This window comes from Oceanobacillus sp. FSL W7-1281 (assembly GCF_037969835.1).
Lineage (GTDB): Bacteria > Bacillota > Bacilli > Bacillales > Amphibacillaceae > Oceanobacillus > Oceanobacillus oncorhynchi.
The window spans coordinates 1032449-1047681 of record NZ_CP150214.1 but is presented as its reverse complement, the minus strand read 5'-3'; the positions used below and the strand labels follow the sequence as shown (position 1 = coordinate 1047681).

Here is a 15233-nt window from a genome sequence, read left to right as displayed (position 1 = left end):
ATTATATTGGCTCTTGAAAATCGATGGTTTTGATAAAATCTACAAACGCCCTAACAATATTGAGCTGAAATGATTGCTTTTTATAGAGCATCCAGGAAGAACGTGCAACTGGATTATTATTTTTATCTTTTAGGTCTACCTTATAAATATTAGGAATATCATGAACTACTAATTTAGGTAAAATAGCATAACCGAGACCTTGTTTCAGCATTGCTTTACAAATATCCGTTTGACCGACAATCATATGGATGTTAGGAGCTTGCGTATAATTTTCCAGCCACCACGTATCAATAAGTTCCTTTAATTTATAATCGGTTTTATATTCAATTCGAGGCGTGTCAGGCAGGATTTCCAAATTAATTTTATTCATCGAAGCTATACATATTGGTTCTTCAAATAGTAAATATTTTTGGTCCCGCCAGGCATAATCTCCTCTCACAAAACTAATGTGAATATCCTGATCCTGCATCATTTTGAATATATCACTACTAAAACCGCTGGTAACATTAAATTGAACTAACGGATGCTTTTCTTTAAATTTCTGTAAAATATCAGGAATCTTATATCTTGTCATGAAATTAGAAACCCCAATTTTTAATGTTCCAACCAGCGGTTCCTTCATACTAGATAGGAAACCCTTAAGCTCATCAATCTGTTTCAAATAATCCATAGCCTGCTCTGCTAAATATTCTCCCTGTGGTGTTAATTGAGCTCCGCGATTCATCTGGTATACGATATTTACGTTTAATTCTTTTTCCATTTTCTTTATTCTTACAGTTACTGCAGGCTGTGTCATAAATAATTTCTTCGCCGCTTTTGAAATATTCCCTTCTTTTTTCATCATTCGTAAGATTTCCCAATCCTTTTGGTTCACTTTCCCACTTCCTTTCAACTAATTATCTTTGTTATTTTATATTACATCAATAAAAGCATGAATTAAAAAATTTTAAGAAAAGCTCAGAAATTCTACTCTATATTCTTTTTCTTCTCATAAAAGGCCAGCTAGTTTTTTCACTAGCTGGCCTTTTATGAGATATCAGGATGCTTCCAATAACTCTGTCTGATGCTTTTCTTCATATTTTCGCGCCCAGCGGACAAGTAGATACGCAAATGGTGTATCAACCGCTGCAACGGTAAACTTCCAAATATATTGCGACACAATCATTCCCAGTAAAACAGATGTTGGAACAACGCCCCAAAAAGCAATGGTGATAAATAGGACTGTATCAAAAAGCTGGCTCGTCATCGTTGATAAATTATTACGCAGCCACAGCTTTTTCTCTCCATGCCGCTGTTTTAACGTGTGAAAAATCGAGACATCCAGGTGCTGGCTGACAAAATAAGAAACCAGGCTTGCTAAAATTATCCGGAAGCTCCCATTGAAAATCTCTTCAAAAGCTGCCTGTGATTGGAAATCGGCAGCCGGCGGAAGCTGAATGGAAATATAAATAAATACCATGGCAAGCACCTGTGTGAGAAAACCGGCCTGGACCGTTCTCCGAGCTGCCTTTTTTCCATAAACCTCCCCAATGACATCCGTCATCAAATAAGTAATCACGTATACAATTGCTGCAGCGGGCAATACAATACTTCCCATTTCAAATAATTTAACCGACAAAATATTCGACAATAATAATAGGCCGACAAAAACGGCAGTGAAATAAATATACATTCTCCTGTTCCCTTCTCTTCAAAGGTGCAAGGATCTTAGTTTCCCTCTATCGATTATCGATGGTTTCCGGATACATATCGTGCTGCATTAACCGGTTTTCTGCCATCTTTTCAAATTTAGTTCCGATTTTTCCATAATTGCAATACGGGTCGATGGAAATCCCCCCACGCGGTGTAAATTTCCCTCTTACTTCAATATAACGCGGATCCATCAGCTCAATTAAATCATTCATGATAATATTGATACAGTCCTCATGGAAATCACCATGATTCCGGAAGCTGAACAAATATAATTTTAAAGACTTACTCTCTACCATTTTGATATTTGGAATATAGCTGATATAGACGGTTCCAAAATCCGGCTGATTCGTTATCGGACAAAGCGTTGTAAATTCCGGACAGTTTAATTTTACAAAATAATCACGATTTGGATGCTGATTATCAAATGTTTCTAAAATCTCAGGTGTATAATCAAATGCATATTTCGTTTCTTTATTCCCTAGCAATTCAATTCCTTGAAGTTCTCTTTCATTTCTTCCTGTCATACTCGTCAGCTCCTTTGATTTTCTGTTTCCTCGCAGTTGAAAACTTCTTTGCACAAACTAAAAAAAGCCGTGCTCCCAAAGAACACGGCTTGATAATCGCAGGTTGTCCTTAGTTTTTTATAGAGGGTTGAAGCTAAGAACCTCTGCCTGAAGTTTAAAATAACACTTCATATTATAAGAATAGATCACAGGCATGTCAAATTTTCTTTTTATCCCAGCCGTCCTCTGTCACAGCCAGAATCTGGGCTATGAGACTATCCTTCCACATCCTCACCAATAATCCGCACTTCCCGCTCTAACTGCACATCAAATTTCTCTTTCACCGTTGCTTGAACAAATTGAATTAATGAAATATATTCGGATGCTGTAGCGTTTTGTTTATTTACAATAAAACCGGCATGCTTTGTAGAAACTTCCGCTCCGCCAATTTGCTTTCCTTGAAGATTACAGTCTTGAATCAGCTTGCCGGCAAAAAAACCGGGCGGACGTTTGAACACACTGCCGCAAGACGGGTACTCGAGCGGCTGTTTGGATTCTCTTTTATATGTAAGATCATCCATCATTTCTTTAATTTCTTCTTTGCTCCCGGGCTTTAATGCGAATGTTGCTTCCAATACAATATAACCATTGTCCGGAATATTACTTGTGCGATAGCTGAGGTCTAATTGCTCTGCTGTTAATGTCAGCAGTTCGCCGTCCTTTGTCGCAACTACCGTGCTTTCCAGCGCATCTTTAATTTCTCCGCCATATGCACCTGCATTCATATACAACGCTCCGCCGACAGAACCTGGGATGCCACAGGCAAACTCCAACCCGGCAAGCTCTTCATTTAAAGCAAAACGGGAAGCATCAATAATTCTTGCTCCGCTCTGAGAGATAACTTTATCTCCTTCTCTCCAAATAGCAGACAGCTGCTGCAGGTTCATAACGATCCCGCGGATTCCGCCATCCTTCACAATCAGATTAGAACCATTTCCAAGCATTGTAAACGGTACATTTTCCTGATTAGCAAAGCGGATAATCGCCTGCACTTCTTCATAAGTCGACGGGGTAATATAAAAATCCGCTTCCCCGCCTAATTTCGTATACGTATGTTCTCTAATCGGCTCGTTCACCAATACATTCTCTTTATTGGTATGTTGAATTAATTGATCATAAAGATGATGGTATTTATTCATGCTATCATTCCTTTAATTTGTCAAAAGCTTTTATCTATTTGACCTTTATATTCTCATTCTTTTTCTGCTTTGTTAGAAACAGGCATTCAGCTTACTCCAGTTGGGCATTTCCGCATAACTGAAGTAAGATAATTTGATAAATCAATCCTATACCATTGTAGTTGATTCGCTTTAATCTTGCCACAAAAAGCTATGAATCAATTTATCAATTTGCATACTTTCGTGCAGGGCACTGTGTGTCAGCTGCGGGTCATCAATAATCGTTTCTTTGAAATTTTGCTCGGGTATCATACTCCTCAGCGCCTTCACACTCTCCGGGACTGCAACTGCGTCTCCTGTACTGGCAATGCTGTACACATCCACATCCGCCGGAAACATATTCTGCTGCAGCATATTTATCGCATGCGAATCGGGTTTCAAATCTTCTGCAGCTGCATCTTGATGAATTTCAAAATATCTTTCATTATAAATGCCATCAAATGGACTGCCGATGGCTACAAGTTTATTAACAGATGGATAGTCATTCCTTACATATTCCATCGTATATTTCACCGCCAGAATACCGCCCATAGAATGTCCGACCAGGTTAACTTCCTCCACCCGATAATTTTCCTTGAGATGAAGAAGCACTGCCGCAATCCATTCTGTACTTTCCTCAAAGCTTGCACGATTATCCTCTAAAACAATCTGTACAAACATGGGCGCATATCTTCCGTTATTTAAGTTATAATCGACAATATCTCCGTTCTCTGTCACATAGTAGATAAACCCTTTATTTCCCCATTGGTACGTATTTTCAAAACGGTCAAGCATATGACCAAATGAATTCTCCGTTCCTTTATAACCATGTATAAAAATCGTCGGTGCTCCAGTATACTCCTCTGCTTGCGTTTCATCGTTCTGGTAAAAATAAATACCTGTTGCAATGGCGCAGACAACCAGGAGACCCAGGACAATACCTGCAATCTTCTTTCTCATTTATTTCCCTCAATTTCTGTTGTAAATCTAAGTACGTCTCATGCTCTGAAGTACATAGCTATTATAACATCCTTCCTTTGCTGGAACACCTTTTCTTCTGCTTTATGTGTTTATTTTTTTACTGCATTAACATATTTTATTGTTATAAAATTAAAGTAGAAATTTTAAGAAAATAATGATTAAAAAATAAGCATCTGCTGGAAGCACTGTGTTCATTCCTCCTCCATGGCTATCTACAAAAAGAAAGCAAATAGAATTTGCTTTTTAAACAGCATTCTATTTGCTTTCAACCATTATTGAGCATCCGTTCATAGAAATATCCCGTCCGATAATCTATTTCTGCTTATAAGTATTTACATAATATGATTAATGATGATGGTCGTCATCTTCATGCTCATGATCGTGGCCATGATCATCTTCACTGCTATCTTCATGGTCGTCAATCGTAATTTCTGTAACAGGAGACTTGGCAACCGGATTATGATCATCATCGTAAAGAACCGCAAGAACTTCCTGTCCATCTACTTCTGCATCACCCATATAAGAATCCCCGTATTGATCTTCTGCCACCGCCCATTCCTCTTCAGCAGAATCACGTATGTACCAGTGCCAATGATCCAAACCTTCCTCTTCTGTTACCGCCTCTAATTTAAAAACATCGCCTGTATGGTAATGGTCGGATAACCCTTCAATTTCGATATTTTCCGGCAAATCATCGAAGGAAGCTGCTTCGTCACCATGAGCATGGTCGTGCCCCTCTTCTTCATGATTTCCTTCTGCATCTTCTTGACTGCCGGTTCCTTCTTCCTGATTATCTGCTTCCTCATTCCCGGATTGACAGCCGGCTATAAACAGGAAACTGATTAAGCCTAATATAATTCCTAATTGCCAAAACTTCTTCATAGAAACACTCCTTCCATTATACGTAATGATTACGTTTCGTAATGATTACGATTAAATTATACATAGATGCCTATTAATGGTCAAGAGATTTTTTAAGGTACTATTTCTTCATAGACATGAAAATATGCTGCCATACTATGCTGATCGAATGATATGATTGCTGCTGTCACTAATCGTTTGGGCAAAAATGGCCTGAGACCTGATTCAACTCTAAAAAAAAGTCTCAAGCTCTCATAACCAAATATCATGAGAGCTTGAGACTTTTTTTTATCCTTTATTTCACAACAAGTACTTTACACGCCGATTGATGAACAATCTGCGTACTGACGCTTCCAAGCAGAAATCTTCCTACTCCTCCAAGTCCGCGGCTTCCTAAAACAATTAAATCTATTTCCTTTTCTTTGGCATATTCAATCACTTTAGAACCTGGATTACGGAAAGAATAATCTATCAAAACTTCTGTTTCACATGCTATTCCATCCGCTTCCAACTCTTTATATATTTCATGGATGGCAGGACGTGCTTCCTCTGCCAAATCGTCCATAAATGCACGGGCAAGGGCTGCATTTACAGTCGGACCGCCATTGGAAATAACGGTAACCACATGGACAACGGCGTCTTCTGCAAGCTTCACCTGCTCTTTCGCTTCTTCTACTGCTTTTTTACTAAGGTCGGATCCGTCATAAGCTACTAATATATTCATACTCGTCCCTATTCCTCCCTATCTCGTATTGTCTTCCTATTATTATCGTAACATATTTCCTTTAAAACGTTTACAAATTCATAAAAGTGTTGAAAAAGCGTCATTAATTTACACAGTGTAACTGACTGTAAGAATCCCGCCTCATAAATGAAGAATGATGGTGTCTCTTTACGGAAATTCTAACAGTCAGCAACGACCAATTAATTCTACTATATAAATTGAAATTAATAGCTACCGCTACAACGGGTTTCATGGGGTGAGTAATCTTAGGCCCCAGAAAAACACTCCGCTTTCCGTGGGCCCCGAGCTCATCTCCTTTAAAGAAGACTTGCTGATTGGCAAGCCGTCAGGCGCAGACAGAAGCAAAGTCGCACTTATGCCCCGCGGGTAGAAAAAAGAAGTTCGCTTTTTTTCTGCGGGGTCTTCCCTCCGCGCTTTCCCACGACGGACAGGACGTCCTAGTGTCGGTCGTTGGTCACAGGACGTGACCGTTCTTAGCCGACCAGGAGTCTCCGTGTTTTTCTTCTGGGACTGGGACTGCGGTTACTCGCCCCACCGAAAACCATTGCGATTACTCGCCCCATCAAAAACCGTCGCTAGTTACTGTTTTCAATTATTATTACGTCATTTTTATAAGAAAAATAAAGTGTAATTTCTTACTTCAATTTATATAGCAGCAAAATCCGCTGAATTGCATTTTTATTTTATAGAGTGATATTGGACCTCGTCTCCATTCATACTGCATATATAAGAAAAACCGCAATCTGTTAATATCTCTTTAGCTTCTTCAAAATGAGCGGCAATCTCTTCCGGACGGTGCGCATCAGAACCTAATGTGATAATCTCTCCGCCAAGCTTACGGTATAATCGCAATAAATTTTTACTTGGCAGCGGTGCATTCATGCCATATTTATAGCCGGATGTGTTTAATTCGATTCCCTTGCCTTCTGAAATAACCAGTTTTAATATTTCTTCCATTATATCCTGGGGCACATGTTCCCAGCCTCCAGATGCATATCTGCTGACTAAATCAAGATGACCTAAAATATGATAGTTTTTAAAATTTTTCAGGCATTCATAGTACTCTTCAAAATAAATACGATATGCTTCATCTACGGTTCTGTCTTCAAAAAATTCACCGGAATGCAAATCCTGTTTATTTGCCGAATGCATGGAACAAATAATAAATTCCGGCTCTAACTGATTAATAAAATCGGATGTCTCCTGTAGCACATGCGGCTGCACCCCTACCTCAATCCCTTTGCGGATTTGGATTCGATCCTGATATTTCTCCCGCAGCCCTTCTAATTTTTTTTGATAAGCTTCTTTATCGAAGCTAAACTCCCATTCCTTATCCGGATAATCCACATCTAAATGCTCTGTAAATGCAATTTCCTTCAACCCTTTGTTTATCGCTTCCTGAATCATCTCCTCCATCTCTGCATCGCAATCTGCCGAAAAGCTTGAGTGCATATGAAAATCATACATAAAAGTTATGCTCCTTTCATTGACTTTTTTTCTGAACATTACTATAATACTAAATAACTTTAATTAGATAAAGCATTAAATTGATAAAGCGTTGAATGCGAAGGAGAATTTTATGAGAAATAAACAACTGCTTCATACCATGTTTTACCCGAAACAATTTTCAAAAAAACGTCATGTTATCCGTACCTTAACCGACCGCTTTTCTAAATTTGGATATCAGCAGGTAGAGACGCCTGTTTTTGAAAATTATGATTTATATAACGATGTCCAAGGAACTGTCAATACAGCCGATATGCTGAAGCTGATTGACCCCTCTGGAAAAGTGCTCGTACTGCGGCCAGATGCAACCATCCCGATTGCCAGACATTATACCAATTTGCAGGAGGAAGTAGCAACCGGGCGTCTCTCCTATGTGCTGGATATTTTCCGTTCCACGACAGAAGAACGCTCCCGCACACAAGCAGGTGTAGAGCTGTTTGGAGAACGTACCCCGGAAGCAGATGCAGAGCTGATTGCATTAGCTGTAACAAGCTTAAAAGAATTAGAGATTCCTTCTTTTAAAATAGAAATCGGTCATGCTGCTTTTTATAAAGAATTATTACGTGAGGCTGACCTGGACACCATGCAGCAGAAAGAACTGGATCAATACATCCAGTCGAAAAATATCTCGGAGATTGTTCCCTTTTTAAAAGACTTGGGGCTGGAGGCTGCCTTAATTGAAAAGCTTCGTAAAATTCCAATGCTATACGGAGATGCAAGCTTTGTTATCGATGAAGCGGAGAATATTATCTCGTCAGACAAGATGCGTGAAGAACTGGACTATGTATCAAGAGTGTACCAGCTTCTCCAGGATTATCAGGTGGATTCCTATATTTCGATTAATCTCGGCCTGATTAACCATATGAATTATTATTCCGGCATTATCTTTCAGGGCTTTGCGGAGGGGCTTGGCCAGCCCATCATGATGGGGGGACGCTATGATTATTTAACCCGCTCCTTTCATCAGGAAACGCCGGCAATCGGCTTTGCTTTTGAGGTTGATTTGCTTGTTAACCTGCTTCCCAGTGTCTTTACTGAAGCTGAAATCATCGAGCTTCGTTATGAAGTTTCTGAACGCCAGCGTGCTTTTCAGCTTGCAGAATCCCTCCGGGCAGCAAATCAGACAGTCATTGTAAAGACGATTGATAAAAAGGAGAATCGCTCTGATTCACCGGAGATACTCGTAAAATCTGAAGAGATAGTATATAGTAAACAAAAAGAAACAGCAGCGTTTAAGACAAATCAGGAATTACTAGATTGGTATTTTAGAAAGGAAGTTAAATGATGCAGCCAGTAACTATCGCTTTAGCTAAAGGCCGCCCTGCAAAGCAATCCATTGATTTATTAGAAGCAGCAGGAATCCATTTTGAAGGCTTTCATGAAAAAACCCGTAAGCTCGTTTTTTTTAATAAAGATAAGACGTTGCGATTAATCTTTTTAAAAGGGATGGATGTTCCGATTTATGTTGAAAAAGGCGCTGCGGATATCGGGATTGTCGGCAGAGATAATATTATTGAAACAGAAGCAGATGTTTATGAAATCCTTGATTTAGGGATTGGAAAATGTAAATTCTCTGTCGCCGGAAAAAAAGGAGTCTCCCTTCCGGAAAATCAGTCGTTAACGATTGGCACCAAATATCCGAATATTGCCAAGAACTTTTTTGACAAGCGTAATCAGACAATTGAGACCGTACATCTCAATGGCTCCGTTGAGCTGGCGCCATTAATTGGGCTTGCTGATTATATCGTTGACATTGTCGAGACTGGAAACACCCTGCATGAAAACGGGCTAGAGATATTAGCAGATATCGAGACCATCAGCATGAAGTTCATTGTGAATAAAGCAAGCTTTGTAACACGTTCAAAAGAAATTCAAGATGTACTAAAAAAATTGGAACAGGTTGTGAGTGAGAAAAATGCAAATTCTCCGTTATGAAACATATAAACAAAATGTAAAAAATACAGAAAAAGCAACACAGCTGGTGCAGCAAAATTTAGATGAGCAGGTTTTGGAAATTATCCGTGCTGTACAGGAGCGCGGGGATGAAGCTGCCCTTGCATATACTAAAAAATTTGATAAAGCTGATTTATCCTCCTTGCTTGTTTCTGATGAGGAATGGAATATTGCCTTTGATAAAGTAAAATCTGAACAGCCAGCTCTCTTTCAAGCATTAACAGAAGCTGCGGAAAACATTCGCCAGTACCAGCGACGAACCAAAGAAGAAGGTTTTCAGTTCAGTCCGCAGCCCGGCATTCGTCTCGGCCAGAAAATTACACCGCTGGAGCGTGTCGGTGTTTACGTTCCTGGAGGAAAAGCAAGCTATCCTTCCACGGTATTAATGGATGTGATTCCAGCTGTCGTTGCCGGTGTCGAGCAGGTTGTGATTACAACCCCCCCCCGCCCCGACGGAACGATTGATCCTGTTGTTCTGACAGCAGCAAAAATCGCCGGTGCGGATCAGGTATTCAAAATCGGCGGAGCTCAGGCTGTTGCTGCTCTGGCCTATGGAACAGCGAGCCTTCCTAAAACAGACAAAATCGTTGGACCCGGGAATGCTTTTGTCGCCCGTGCGAAGAAATGGGTATTCGGCGATGTCGCGATTGATATGATTGCAGGACCAAGTGAAATCTGTGCCTTTGCTGATAATACCGTTCCTCCTTCCTACGTTGCTGCTGATTTATTATCCCAGGCAGAACATGCGGAGGATGCTGCCTCAATTTGTGTGACGACAGATGCTGCTTATGCAGAGAAAGTGCAAAAAGAGGTTGTGCGGCAAATCCCTTTACTGGAGCGTGCAGCTATTATCCGTGAATCGATTCAGACAAACGGAAAAATTATTATCTGCGAGGATGAAGCACAAGCAATCGAATTAATTAACACGATTGCTCCTGAACACCTGCAATTAATGGGGGAAAATGCGGAAGAACAAGTGGAGAAAATCAAGCATGCTGGAGCTATTTTCATCGGCCCGTATTCCAGCGAGCCTTTAGGTGACTATTTTGCCGGCCCTAACCATACGCTGCCGACAAATGGGACAGCGCGCTTTTCCTCCCCGCTCGGCGTGTATGACTTCATGAAAAAATCGAGCACCATTCATTATTCAAAGGAACGGCTGCTGGATTATGCTGATACCATTATTACCATTGCTGAAGCGGAAGGCTTAACCGGACACGCAAATGCAATTCGAATTCGAAAGGAGAACAACGATGCGTCAAGCTGAAAAAGAACGGCAAACCAAAGAAACGAATATCTCCCTTGCTCTTAATGTAGATGGAGAAGGTAAATCAGAATTAAAAACAGGGGTCGGCTTTTTAGATCATATGCTGACTCTCTTTACCAAACATGGCGGATTAGATTTACAGGTAGCATGTGATGGAGATTTAGAGGTAGACCAGCATCATACGGTAGAAGATATCGGTATTGTCCTTGGTCAGGCATTTAACGAAGCATTAGGAACAAAGGAAAGCATTAAACGCTATGCAACAGCAACAACACCAATGGATGAATCGCTCTCTTCCATTTCCATCGATATCAGCGGCCGCTCCTTTTTAGTTTATCGTGTAGACGGGTTAAAGGACAAAGTCGGGAACTTCGATACCGAATTAGTGGAAGAATTTCTGATTGGCTTCACCAGCCATGCCAAAGTGACCCTTCATGTGGAAGTTTTATACGGAACCAACACTCATCATATGATTGAATCCATCTTCAAAGGATTGGGCAGAGCAATTCGTGAAGCGGTATCCATTGATCCGACGATAAAGGGTGTTCCTTCTACCAAAGGAAGCCTATAAGATTTTAAAAAGGAGGCTGGGGTATGATTGCCATTATTGATTACGGTGCAGGGAATATTAAAAGCCTGCAATTTGCATTAGATAAATTAGGGAAGACCTCTAAACTGACCATGGATCCAGAAGAAATCCATCAGGCGGATTCCATTATTCTTCCCGGTGTCGGAGCCTTCAAGGATGCGATGGAAGCATTACAGCGCTACAAATTAGATACGATTTTGAAAGAAGAAGCGGCAAATGGCAAGCCTATTTTAGGCATCTGTCTTGGAATGCAGCTTTTCTATGAATTCAGCGAAGAAAATGGCGGATGTACAGGACTTGGTCTTCTATCCGGTTCGGTAAAACGTATTTCAGATAAAGTCAAGGTTCCACATATGGGCTGGAATACGCTTCAATCTAATCAGCCTCAGAGCTTATTAAATCAGCTTGGCGAAAATCCTTATGTTTATTTCGTTCATTCCTATGCAATTGATGAACTGGAAGAAAAAACATTGGTCGCCAGTGCCGATTATGGCGGACGCGTACCAGCAATCGTGCAGGATAAAAATATAACAGGAATGCAATTTCACCCGGAAAAAAGCGGGGATATCGGTATTGCATTATTGAATAATTATGAGGAGATGATTTCATGATCATTTTTCCAGCAATTGATGTGAAAGATGGCAACTGTGTCCGCTTAAAGCAGGGCGATTATAACCAGCAGACAACCTATAATGACTCCCCGGTGGACACAGCAAAAAAATGGCAGGAAGCAGGCGGCGCCTTCCTCCACATGGTCGATTTAGACGGAGCCAAAACAGGAGATCCCCAAAATAAAGAAATTATCCTTAAAACCATTCAGGCATTATCCATTCCTGTTGAAGTCGGCGGCGGCATCCGCTCCCTGGACACGATCAGAGAGTATGTGGAAGGCGGAGCTGCCCGGGTTATTCTTGGAACCTCTGCAATCACTGATTGGGATATGCTAACCGAAGCAATTCAATTATATGGAGATAAAATCGCAGTTTCTCTCGACGCTCGGAATGGCTATATTGCGACAGATGGCTGGACAAAAAATAGCGATAAAAAAGCTGCTGACCTTGCGAAGGAATTAGAAGCAGCCGGCTTAACAACAATTGTATATACAGATATTTTAAAGGATGGCATGCTGCGCGGACCGAATCTGGAGGAGCTGCAAGCGATGCAGGAAGCAACCAATATGAATATTATTGCTTCCGGCGGAGTTTCCCGGAAAGAAGATGTCGCCAACCTTCAGGCTCTGGATCTTTACGGCGCGATTATCGGAAAAGCGCTGTATGATGGAAGCCTTCAGCTGGAAGACGTTGTAGAGGAGGACAATCATGCTCGCTAAACGCATTATCCCCTGCCTGGATGTAGATAAAGGCCGGGTCGTTAAAGGTAAGAAATTTCAGGATATCAAGGACGTTGCTAATCCTGTGGAATTGGCTGCACGTTATAACCGTGAAGGTGCAGATGAACTCGTTTTTTATGACATTACTGCCTCCAATGAAGAAAGGAACATTTTCCTGGATGTGGTTGAACAGGTTGCACGCGAAATCGCTATCCCTTTTATGGTCGGCGGCGGTATCCGTACCATCCAGGATATTCACAGTGTGCTTCATGCCGGTGCGGATAAAGTTTCGGTAAACAGTGCAGCTGTGCAGCGTCCAGAATTAATTAAGGAGTCCTCTGATAAGTTTGGCAGTCAATGTATCGTGCTCTCGATTGATGCCAAAAGAACAGCAGATGATGCGTTCCATGTATTTATTAACGGCGGAAGAAAGGATACCGGGATAGATGCAGTGGAATGGGCGAAACGCGGAGAAGCTCTCGGGGCAGGCGAGCTGGTTGTCAATGCCATGGATGCAGACGGTGAAAAAAATGGCTATCAAATCGAATTAACCAAAAAAATTGCAGATGCCGTCAATATCCCTGTGATTGCCAGTGGCGGCGCAGGTAAAATAGAGCATTTCTCAGAAGTCTTTGCAGAAGGTATCGATGCTGCACTTGCTGCATCTGTCTTTCATTACGAGGAGATTCCTATTCCGGAATTAAAAGAATATTTATCCTCACAAGGAATACCAATGAGGAGGAAAGCATAATGGAGATTTCAATCAAATACGATGAAAATGGACTCGTTCCGGCTATTATTCAGGATTACGCAACGGGAAAAGTATTGACTTTAGCTTATATGAACGAGGTTGCTTTAGTAAAAACATTAGAAACGGGTGAAACATGGTTCTATTCCCGCAGCCGCAAGGAGCTCTGGAATAAAGGGGAAACTTCCGGAAATAAGCAGATAGTCAAAAACATTTCAGTGGATTGTGATCAAGACGCTTTAGTTGTCCAGGTACAGCCGCTTGGCCCAGCCTGCCATAAAGGCACAACAACCTGCTTTGAGACAACCTTATCTGAAACAGAAAAACCGTTATTCTCTATCGTTAATGAGCTGACCGGCAAAATTAAAGACCGTAAAGAAAATCCGCAGGAAGGCGCTTATACAACGTACCTGTTTAATAAAGGATTAGATAAAATCCTAAAAAAAATCGGTGAAGAGTCGACGGAGGTCGTCATCGGTGCAAAAAACAATGATAAAGAAGAATTAACCAATGAGTTAGCTGATTTATTGTATCACTCCCTTGTTTTAATGGAGGAGCAAGGCGTAAGTTCCAAAGACATAAAAAAAATATTGAACGAACGCCATATTGAAAAAGAGGGACAGCACCGTGAGTAGATTTTGGAATCCTTTAATCGAACAGCTGGAACCTTATATTCCCGGGGAGCAATTAGATGACCCCTCCATTATTAAATTAAATACGAATGAAAATCCCTTTCCTCCTTCTCCAAATGTTATTGCAGCGATTGAGGAGGAGGCAAGGACGAAATTGCAGCTTTACCCGTCCCCTGCTGTCGATGATCTCAGGAAGGAAATAGGCAGCTGCTATGGATTAAAAAAAGAACAGGTTTTTATCGGCAATGGTTCCGATGAAGTGCTTGCGCTTAGTTTTATGACATTTTTTGAACCTGGAAAGGCTATTAAATACCCAGATATTACTTACAGTTTTTATCCCGTATATGCAAAGCTCTATCAGCTGGATGTGGAGGAGGTTGCTTTGGAGGATGATTTTACAATCTCTCCCCAATCGCTCTTCAACGCAGAAGGCGGCGTCATTTTCCCAAATCCGAATGCACCGACCAGCCTATATCTGGAGCTGGATGCGATTGAAGAAGTCTTAAAAAATAATCCGGATCACGTTGTGATTGTGGATGAAGCATATGTAGACTTCGCTGAAAGCTCCGCTGTTTCTCTGATAGACAGCTATCCGAATTTACTCGTTGTGCAAACCCTGTCTAAATCCCGGTCGCTTGCCGGTCTCCGTGTAGGTATGGCGATGGGGCATAAAGACTTGATTGACGGATTAACACGGGTGAAGGATTCGTTTAATTCCTATACCATTGACCGGTTAGCTATCGCCGGTGCCGTGCAAGCATTTCGGGATACCGCTTATTTTGAAAAAACACGGCAGGAAATTATTAAAACCAGAGAGTACTTTCGGCAGGAATTAGAGAAAAGAGACTTCCATGTCCTCCCTTCTCAAGCTAATTTTGTGCTTGCTTCTCCGGAAGGGATAGAAGCTGAGAAACTGTTTATGGAACTGAAGCAAGCCGGCTTCTTGATTCGCTATTTTAATAAACCGAGGTTAGAAAACTATTTGCGAATTTCCATTGGGACAAAGGAACAGATGACGAAGCTGTTACATGCTATAGACAGCATTACGGAAAAATAAGGTATTTATTTTAACCAAGAAGAATAGGTTCATAGAAAGCCGTTAGAGGAAATCCTCTAATGGCTTTTTATATAGCAAAAATTAAAGGTTTATATATTTTTCAGAAGTGTATATAAGAAATAAGGAATGTTTTTAAATCAGCCCTTATTCCA

The 15233-nt window shown here is 41.0% G+C and carries 17 protein-coding genes and 1 riboswitch; of the genes, 9 read left to right on the top strand and 8 right to left on the bottom strand.

Features of this window, described 5'->3' with window-relative positions:
• Position 1: 1 nt before the first annotated feature.
• The 8 genes from MKX55_RS05190 to MKX55_RS05155 all read right to left on the bottom strand — a co-directional run bounded on the left by MKX55_RS05190 (position 2) and on the right by MKX55_RS05155 (position 7466).
• Positions 2–874, bottom strand: a complete 873-nt coding sequence (locus tag MKX55_RS05190; protein WP_339236595.1) for a LysR family transcriptional regulator — start codon at positions 872–874, stop codon at positions 2–4.
• Positions 875–1036: 162 nt separating this feature from the next.
• On the bottom strand, positions 1037–1672 hold the full coding sequence (locus MKX55_RS05185) for a queuosine precursor transporter (RefSeq protein ID WP_339236593.1): 636 nt from the start codon (positions 1670–1672) through the stop codon (positions 1037–1039).
• A gap of 46 nt (positions 1673–1718) precedes the next feature.
• Positions 1719–2216 (bottom strand): preQ(1) synthase, encoded by a 498-nt coding sequence (queF, locus tag MKX55_RS05180; RefSeq protein ID WP_339182958.1) that lies wholly within the window; start codon positions 2214–2216, stop codon positions 1719–1721.
• Between the two features lie 103 nt (positions 2217–2319).
• Positions 2320–2366, bottom strand: a riboswitch (PreQ1 riboswitch).
• A gap of 104 nt (positions 2367–2470) precedes the next feature.
• Positions 2471–3394, bottom strand: coding sequence for a UDP-N-acetylmuramate dehydrogenase (gene murB, locus MKX55_RS05175; RefSeq protein WP_339182956.1), 924 nt, complete (start codon positions 3392–3394; stop codon positions 2471–2473).
• Between the two features lie 171 nt (positions 3395–3565).
• Positions 3566–4372, bottom strand: coding sequence for an alpha/beta fold hydrolase (locus MKX55_RS05170; RefSeq protein ID WP_339236591.1), 807 nt, complete (start codon positions 4370–4372; stop codon positions 3566–3568).
• Positions 4373–4738: 366 nt separating this feature from the next.
• Positions 4739–5275: a hypothetical protein gene (locus MKX55_RS05165; RefSeq protein ID WP_339236589.1), complete on the bottom strand. Its 537-nt coding sequence runs from the start codon at positions 5273–5275 to the stop codon at positions 4739–4741.
• Between the two features lie 274 nt (positions 5276–5549).
• A complete protein-coding gene (locus MKX55_RS05160; protein ID WP_339236587.1) occupies positions 5550–5978 on the bottom strand; it encodes a universal stress protein in 429 nt (142 codons plus the stop codon).
• 699 nt (positions 5979–6677) lie between these two features.
• Positions 6678–7466, bottom strand: coding sequence for a histidinol-phosphatase HisJ family protein (locus MKX55_RS05155; protein WP_339182950.1), 789 nt, complete (start codon positions 7464–7466; stop codon positions 6678–6680).
• Positions 7467–7578: 112 nt separating this feature from the next.
• Here MKX55_RS05155 and hisZ point away from each other — a divergent pair, with 112 nt between their 5' ends.
• From hisZ to hisC, 9 genes are read left to right on the top strand one after another with little or no spacing between them, the layout of a single operon-like run.
• Positions 7579–8790, top strand: coding sequence for an ATP phosphoribosyltransferase regulatory subunit (hisZ, locus tag MKX55_RS05150; protein ID WP_339236584.1), 1212 nt, complete (start codon positions 7579–7581; stop codon positions 8788–8790).
• A complete protein-coding gene (gene hisG / locus MKX55_RS05145; protein ID WP_339236582.1) occupies positions 8787–9440 on the top strand; it encodes an ATP phosphoribosyltransferase in 654 nt (217 codons plus the stop codon). The genes hisZ and hisG overlap by 4 nt, the downstream gene beginning before the upstream one ends.
• Positions 9421–10725 carry a histidinol dehydrogenase gene (gene hisD, locus MKX55_RS05140; protein WP_339182947.1) on the top strand — a complete coding sequence of 435 codons (1305 nt, stop codon included), beginning with the start codon at positions 9421–9423 and terminating at the stop codon, positions 10723–10725. Before hisG ends, hisD begins: the two co-directional genes overlap by 20 nt.
• Positions 10712–11296: an imidazoleglycerol-phosphate dehydratase HisB gene (hisB, locus tag MKX55_RS05135; protein ID WP_042532273.1), complete on the top strand. Its 585-nt coding sequence runs from the start codon at positions 10712–10714 to the stop codon at positions 11294–11296. Before hisD ends, hisB begins: the two co-directional genes overlap by 14 nt.
• Before the next feature lie 23 nt (positions 11297–11319).
• Positions 11320–11925 carry an imidazole glycerol phosphate synthase subunit HisH gene (gene hisH / locus MKX55_RS05130; protein WP_339182943.1) on the top strand — a complete coding sequence of 202 codons (606 nt, stop codon included), beginning with the start codon at positions 11320–11322 and terminating at the stop codon, positions 11923–11925.
• Positions 11922–12644, top strand: a complete 723-nt coding sequence (gene hisA, locus MKX55_RS05125) for a 1-(5-phosphoribosyl)-5-[(5-phosphoribosylamino)methylideneamino]imidazole-4-carboxamide isomerase (RefSeq protein ID WP_339182942.1) — start codon at positions 11922–11924, stop codon at positions 12642–12644. Before hisH ends, hisA begins: the two co-directional genes overlap by 4 nt.
• Positions 12634–13395 carry an imidazole glycerol phosphate synthase subunit HisF gene (hisF, locus tag MKX55_RS05120; protein WP_339182940.1) on the top strand — a complete coding sequence of 254 codons (762 nt, stop codon included), beginning with the start codon at positions 12634–12636 and terminating at the stop codon, positions 13393–13395. Before hisA ends, hisF begins: the two co-directional genes overlap by 11 nt.
• Positions 13395–14027 (top strand): bifunctional phosphoribosyl-AMP cyclohydrolase/phosphoribosyl-ATP diphosphatase HisIE, encoded by a 633-nt coding sequence (gene hisIE / locus MKX55_RS05115; protein WP_339182938.1) that lies wholly within the window; start codon positions 13395–13397, stop codon positions 14025–14027. The genes hisF and hisIE overlap by 1 nt, the downstream gene beginning before the upstream one ends.
• Entirely contained in the window at positions 14020–15081 is a 1062-nt protein-coding gene (gene hisC, locus MKX55_RS05110; RefSeq protein ID WP_339182936.1) for a histidinol-phosphate transaminase, read from the top strand. The genes hisIE and hisC overlap by 8 nt, the downstream gene beginning before the upstream one ends.
• Positions 15082–15233: the final 152 nt, after the last annotated feature.

Bases quoted from the DNA above. Each gene is read 5' to 3' on its own strand.
- MKX55_RS05185 (WP_339236593.1), bottom strand. From the start codon at position 1,672: ATGTATATTTATTTCACTGCCGTTTTTGTCGGCCTATTATTATTGTCG.
- queF (WP_339182958.1), bottom strand. From the start codon at position 2,216: ATGACAGGAAGAAATGAAAGAGAACTTCAAGGAATTGAATTGCTAGGG.
- murB (WP_339182956.1), bottom strand. From the start codon at position 3,394: ATGAATAAATACCATCATCTTTATGATCAATTAATTCAACATACCAAT.
- MKX55_RS05170 (WP_339236591.1), bottom strand. From the start codon at position 4,372: ATGAGAAAGAAGATTGCAGGTATTGTCCTGGGTCTCCTGGTTGTCTGC.
- MKX55_RS05165 (WP_339236589.1), bottom strand. From the start codon at position 5,275: ATGAAGAAGTTTTGGCAATTAGGAATTATATTAGGCTTAATCAGTTTC.
- MKX55_RS05160 (WP_339236587.1), bottom strand. From the start codon at position 5,978: ATGAATATATTAGTAGCTTATGACGGATCCGACCTTAGTAAAAAAGCA.
- MKX55_RS05155 (WP_339182950.1), bottom strand. From the start codon at position 7,466: ATGTATGATTTTCATATGCACTCAAGCTTTTCGGCAGATTGCGATGCA.
- hisZ (WP_339236584.1), top strand. From the start codon at position 7,579: ATGAGAAATAAACAACTGCTTCATACCATGTTTTACCCGAAACAATTT.
- hisG (WP_339236582.1), top strand. From the start codon at position 8,787: ATGATGCAGCCAGTAACTATCGCTTTAGCTAAAGGCCGCCCTGCAAAG.
- hisD (WP_339182947.1), top strand. From the start codon at position 9,421: ATGCAAATTCTCCGTTATGAAACATATAAACAAAATGTAAAAAATACA.
- hisB (WP_042532273.1), top strand. From the start codon at position 10,712: ATGCGTCAAGCTGAAAAAGAACGGCAAACCAAAGAAACGAATATCTCC.
- hisH (WP_339182943.1), top strand. From the start codon at position 11,320: ATGATTGCCATTATTGATTACGGTGCAGGGAATATTAAAAGCCTGCAA.
- hisA (WP_339182942.1), top strand. From the start codon at position 11,922: ATGATCATTTTTCCAGCAATTGATGTGAAAGATGGCAACTGTGTCCGC.
- hisF (WP_339182940.1), top strand. From the start codon at position 12,634: ATGCTCGCTAAACGCATTATCCCCTGCCTGGATGTAGATAAAGGCCGG.
- hisIE (WP_339182938.1), top strand. From the start codon at position 13,395: ATGGAGATTTCAATCAAATACGATGAAAATGGACTCGTTCCGGCTATT.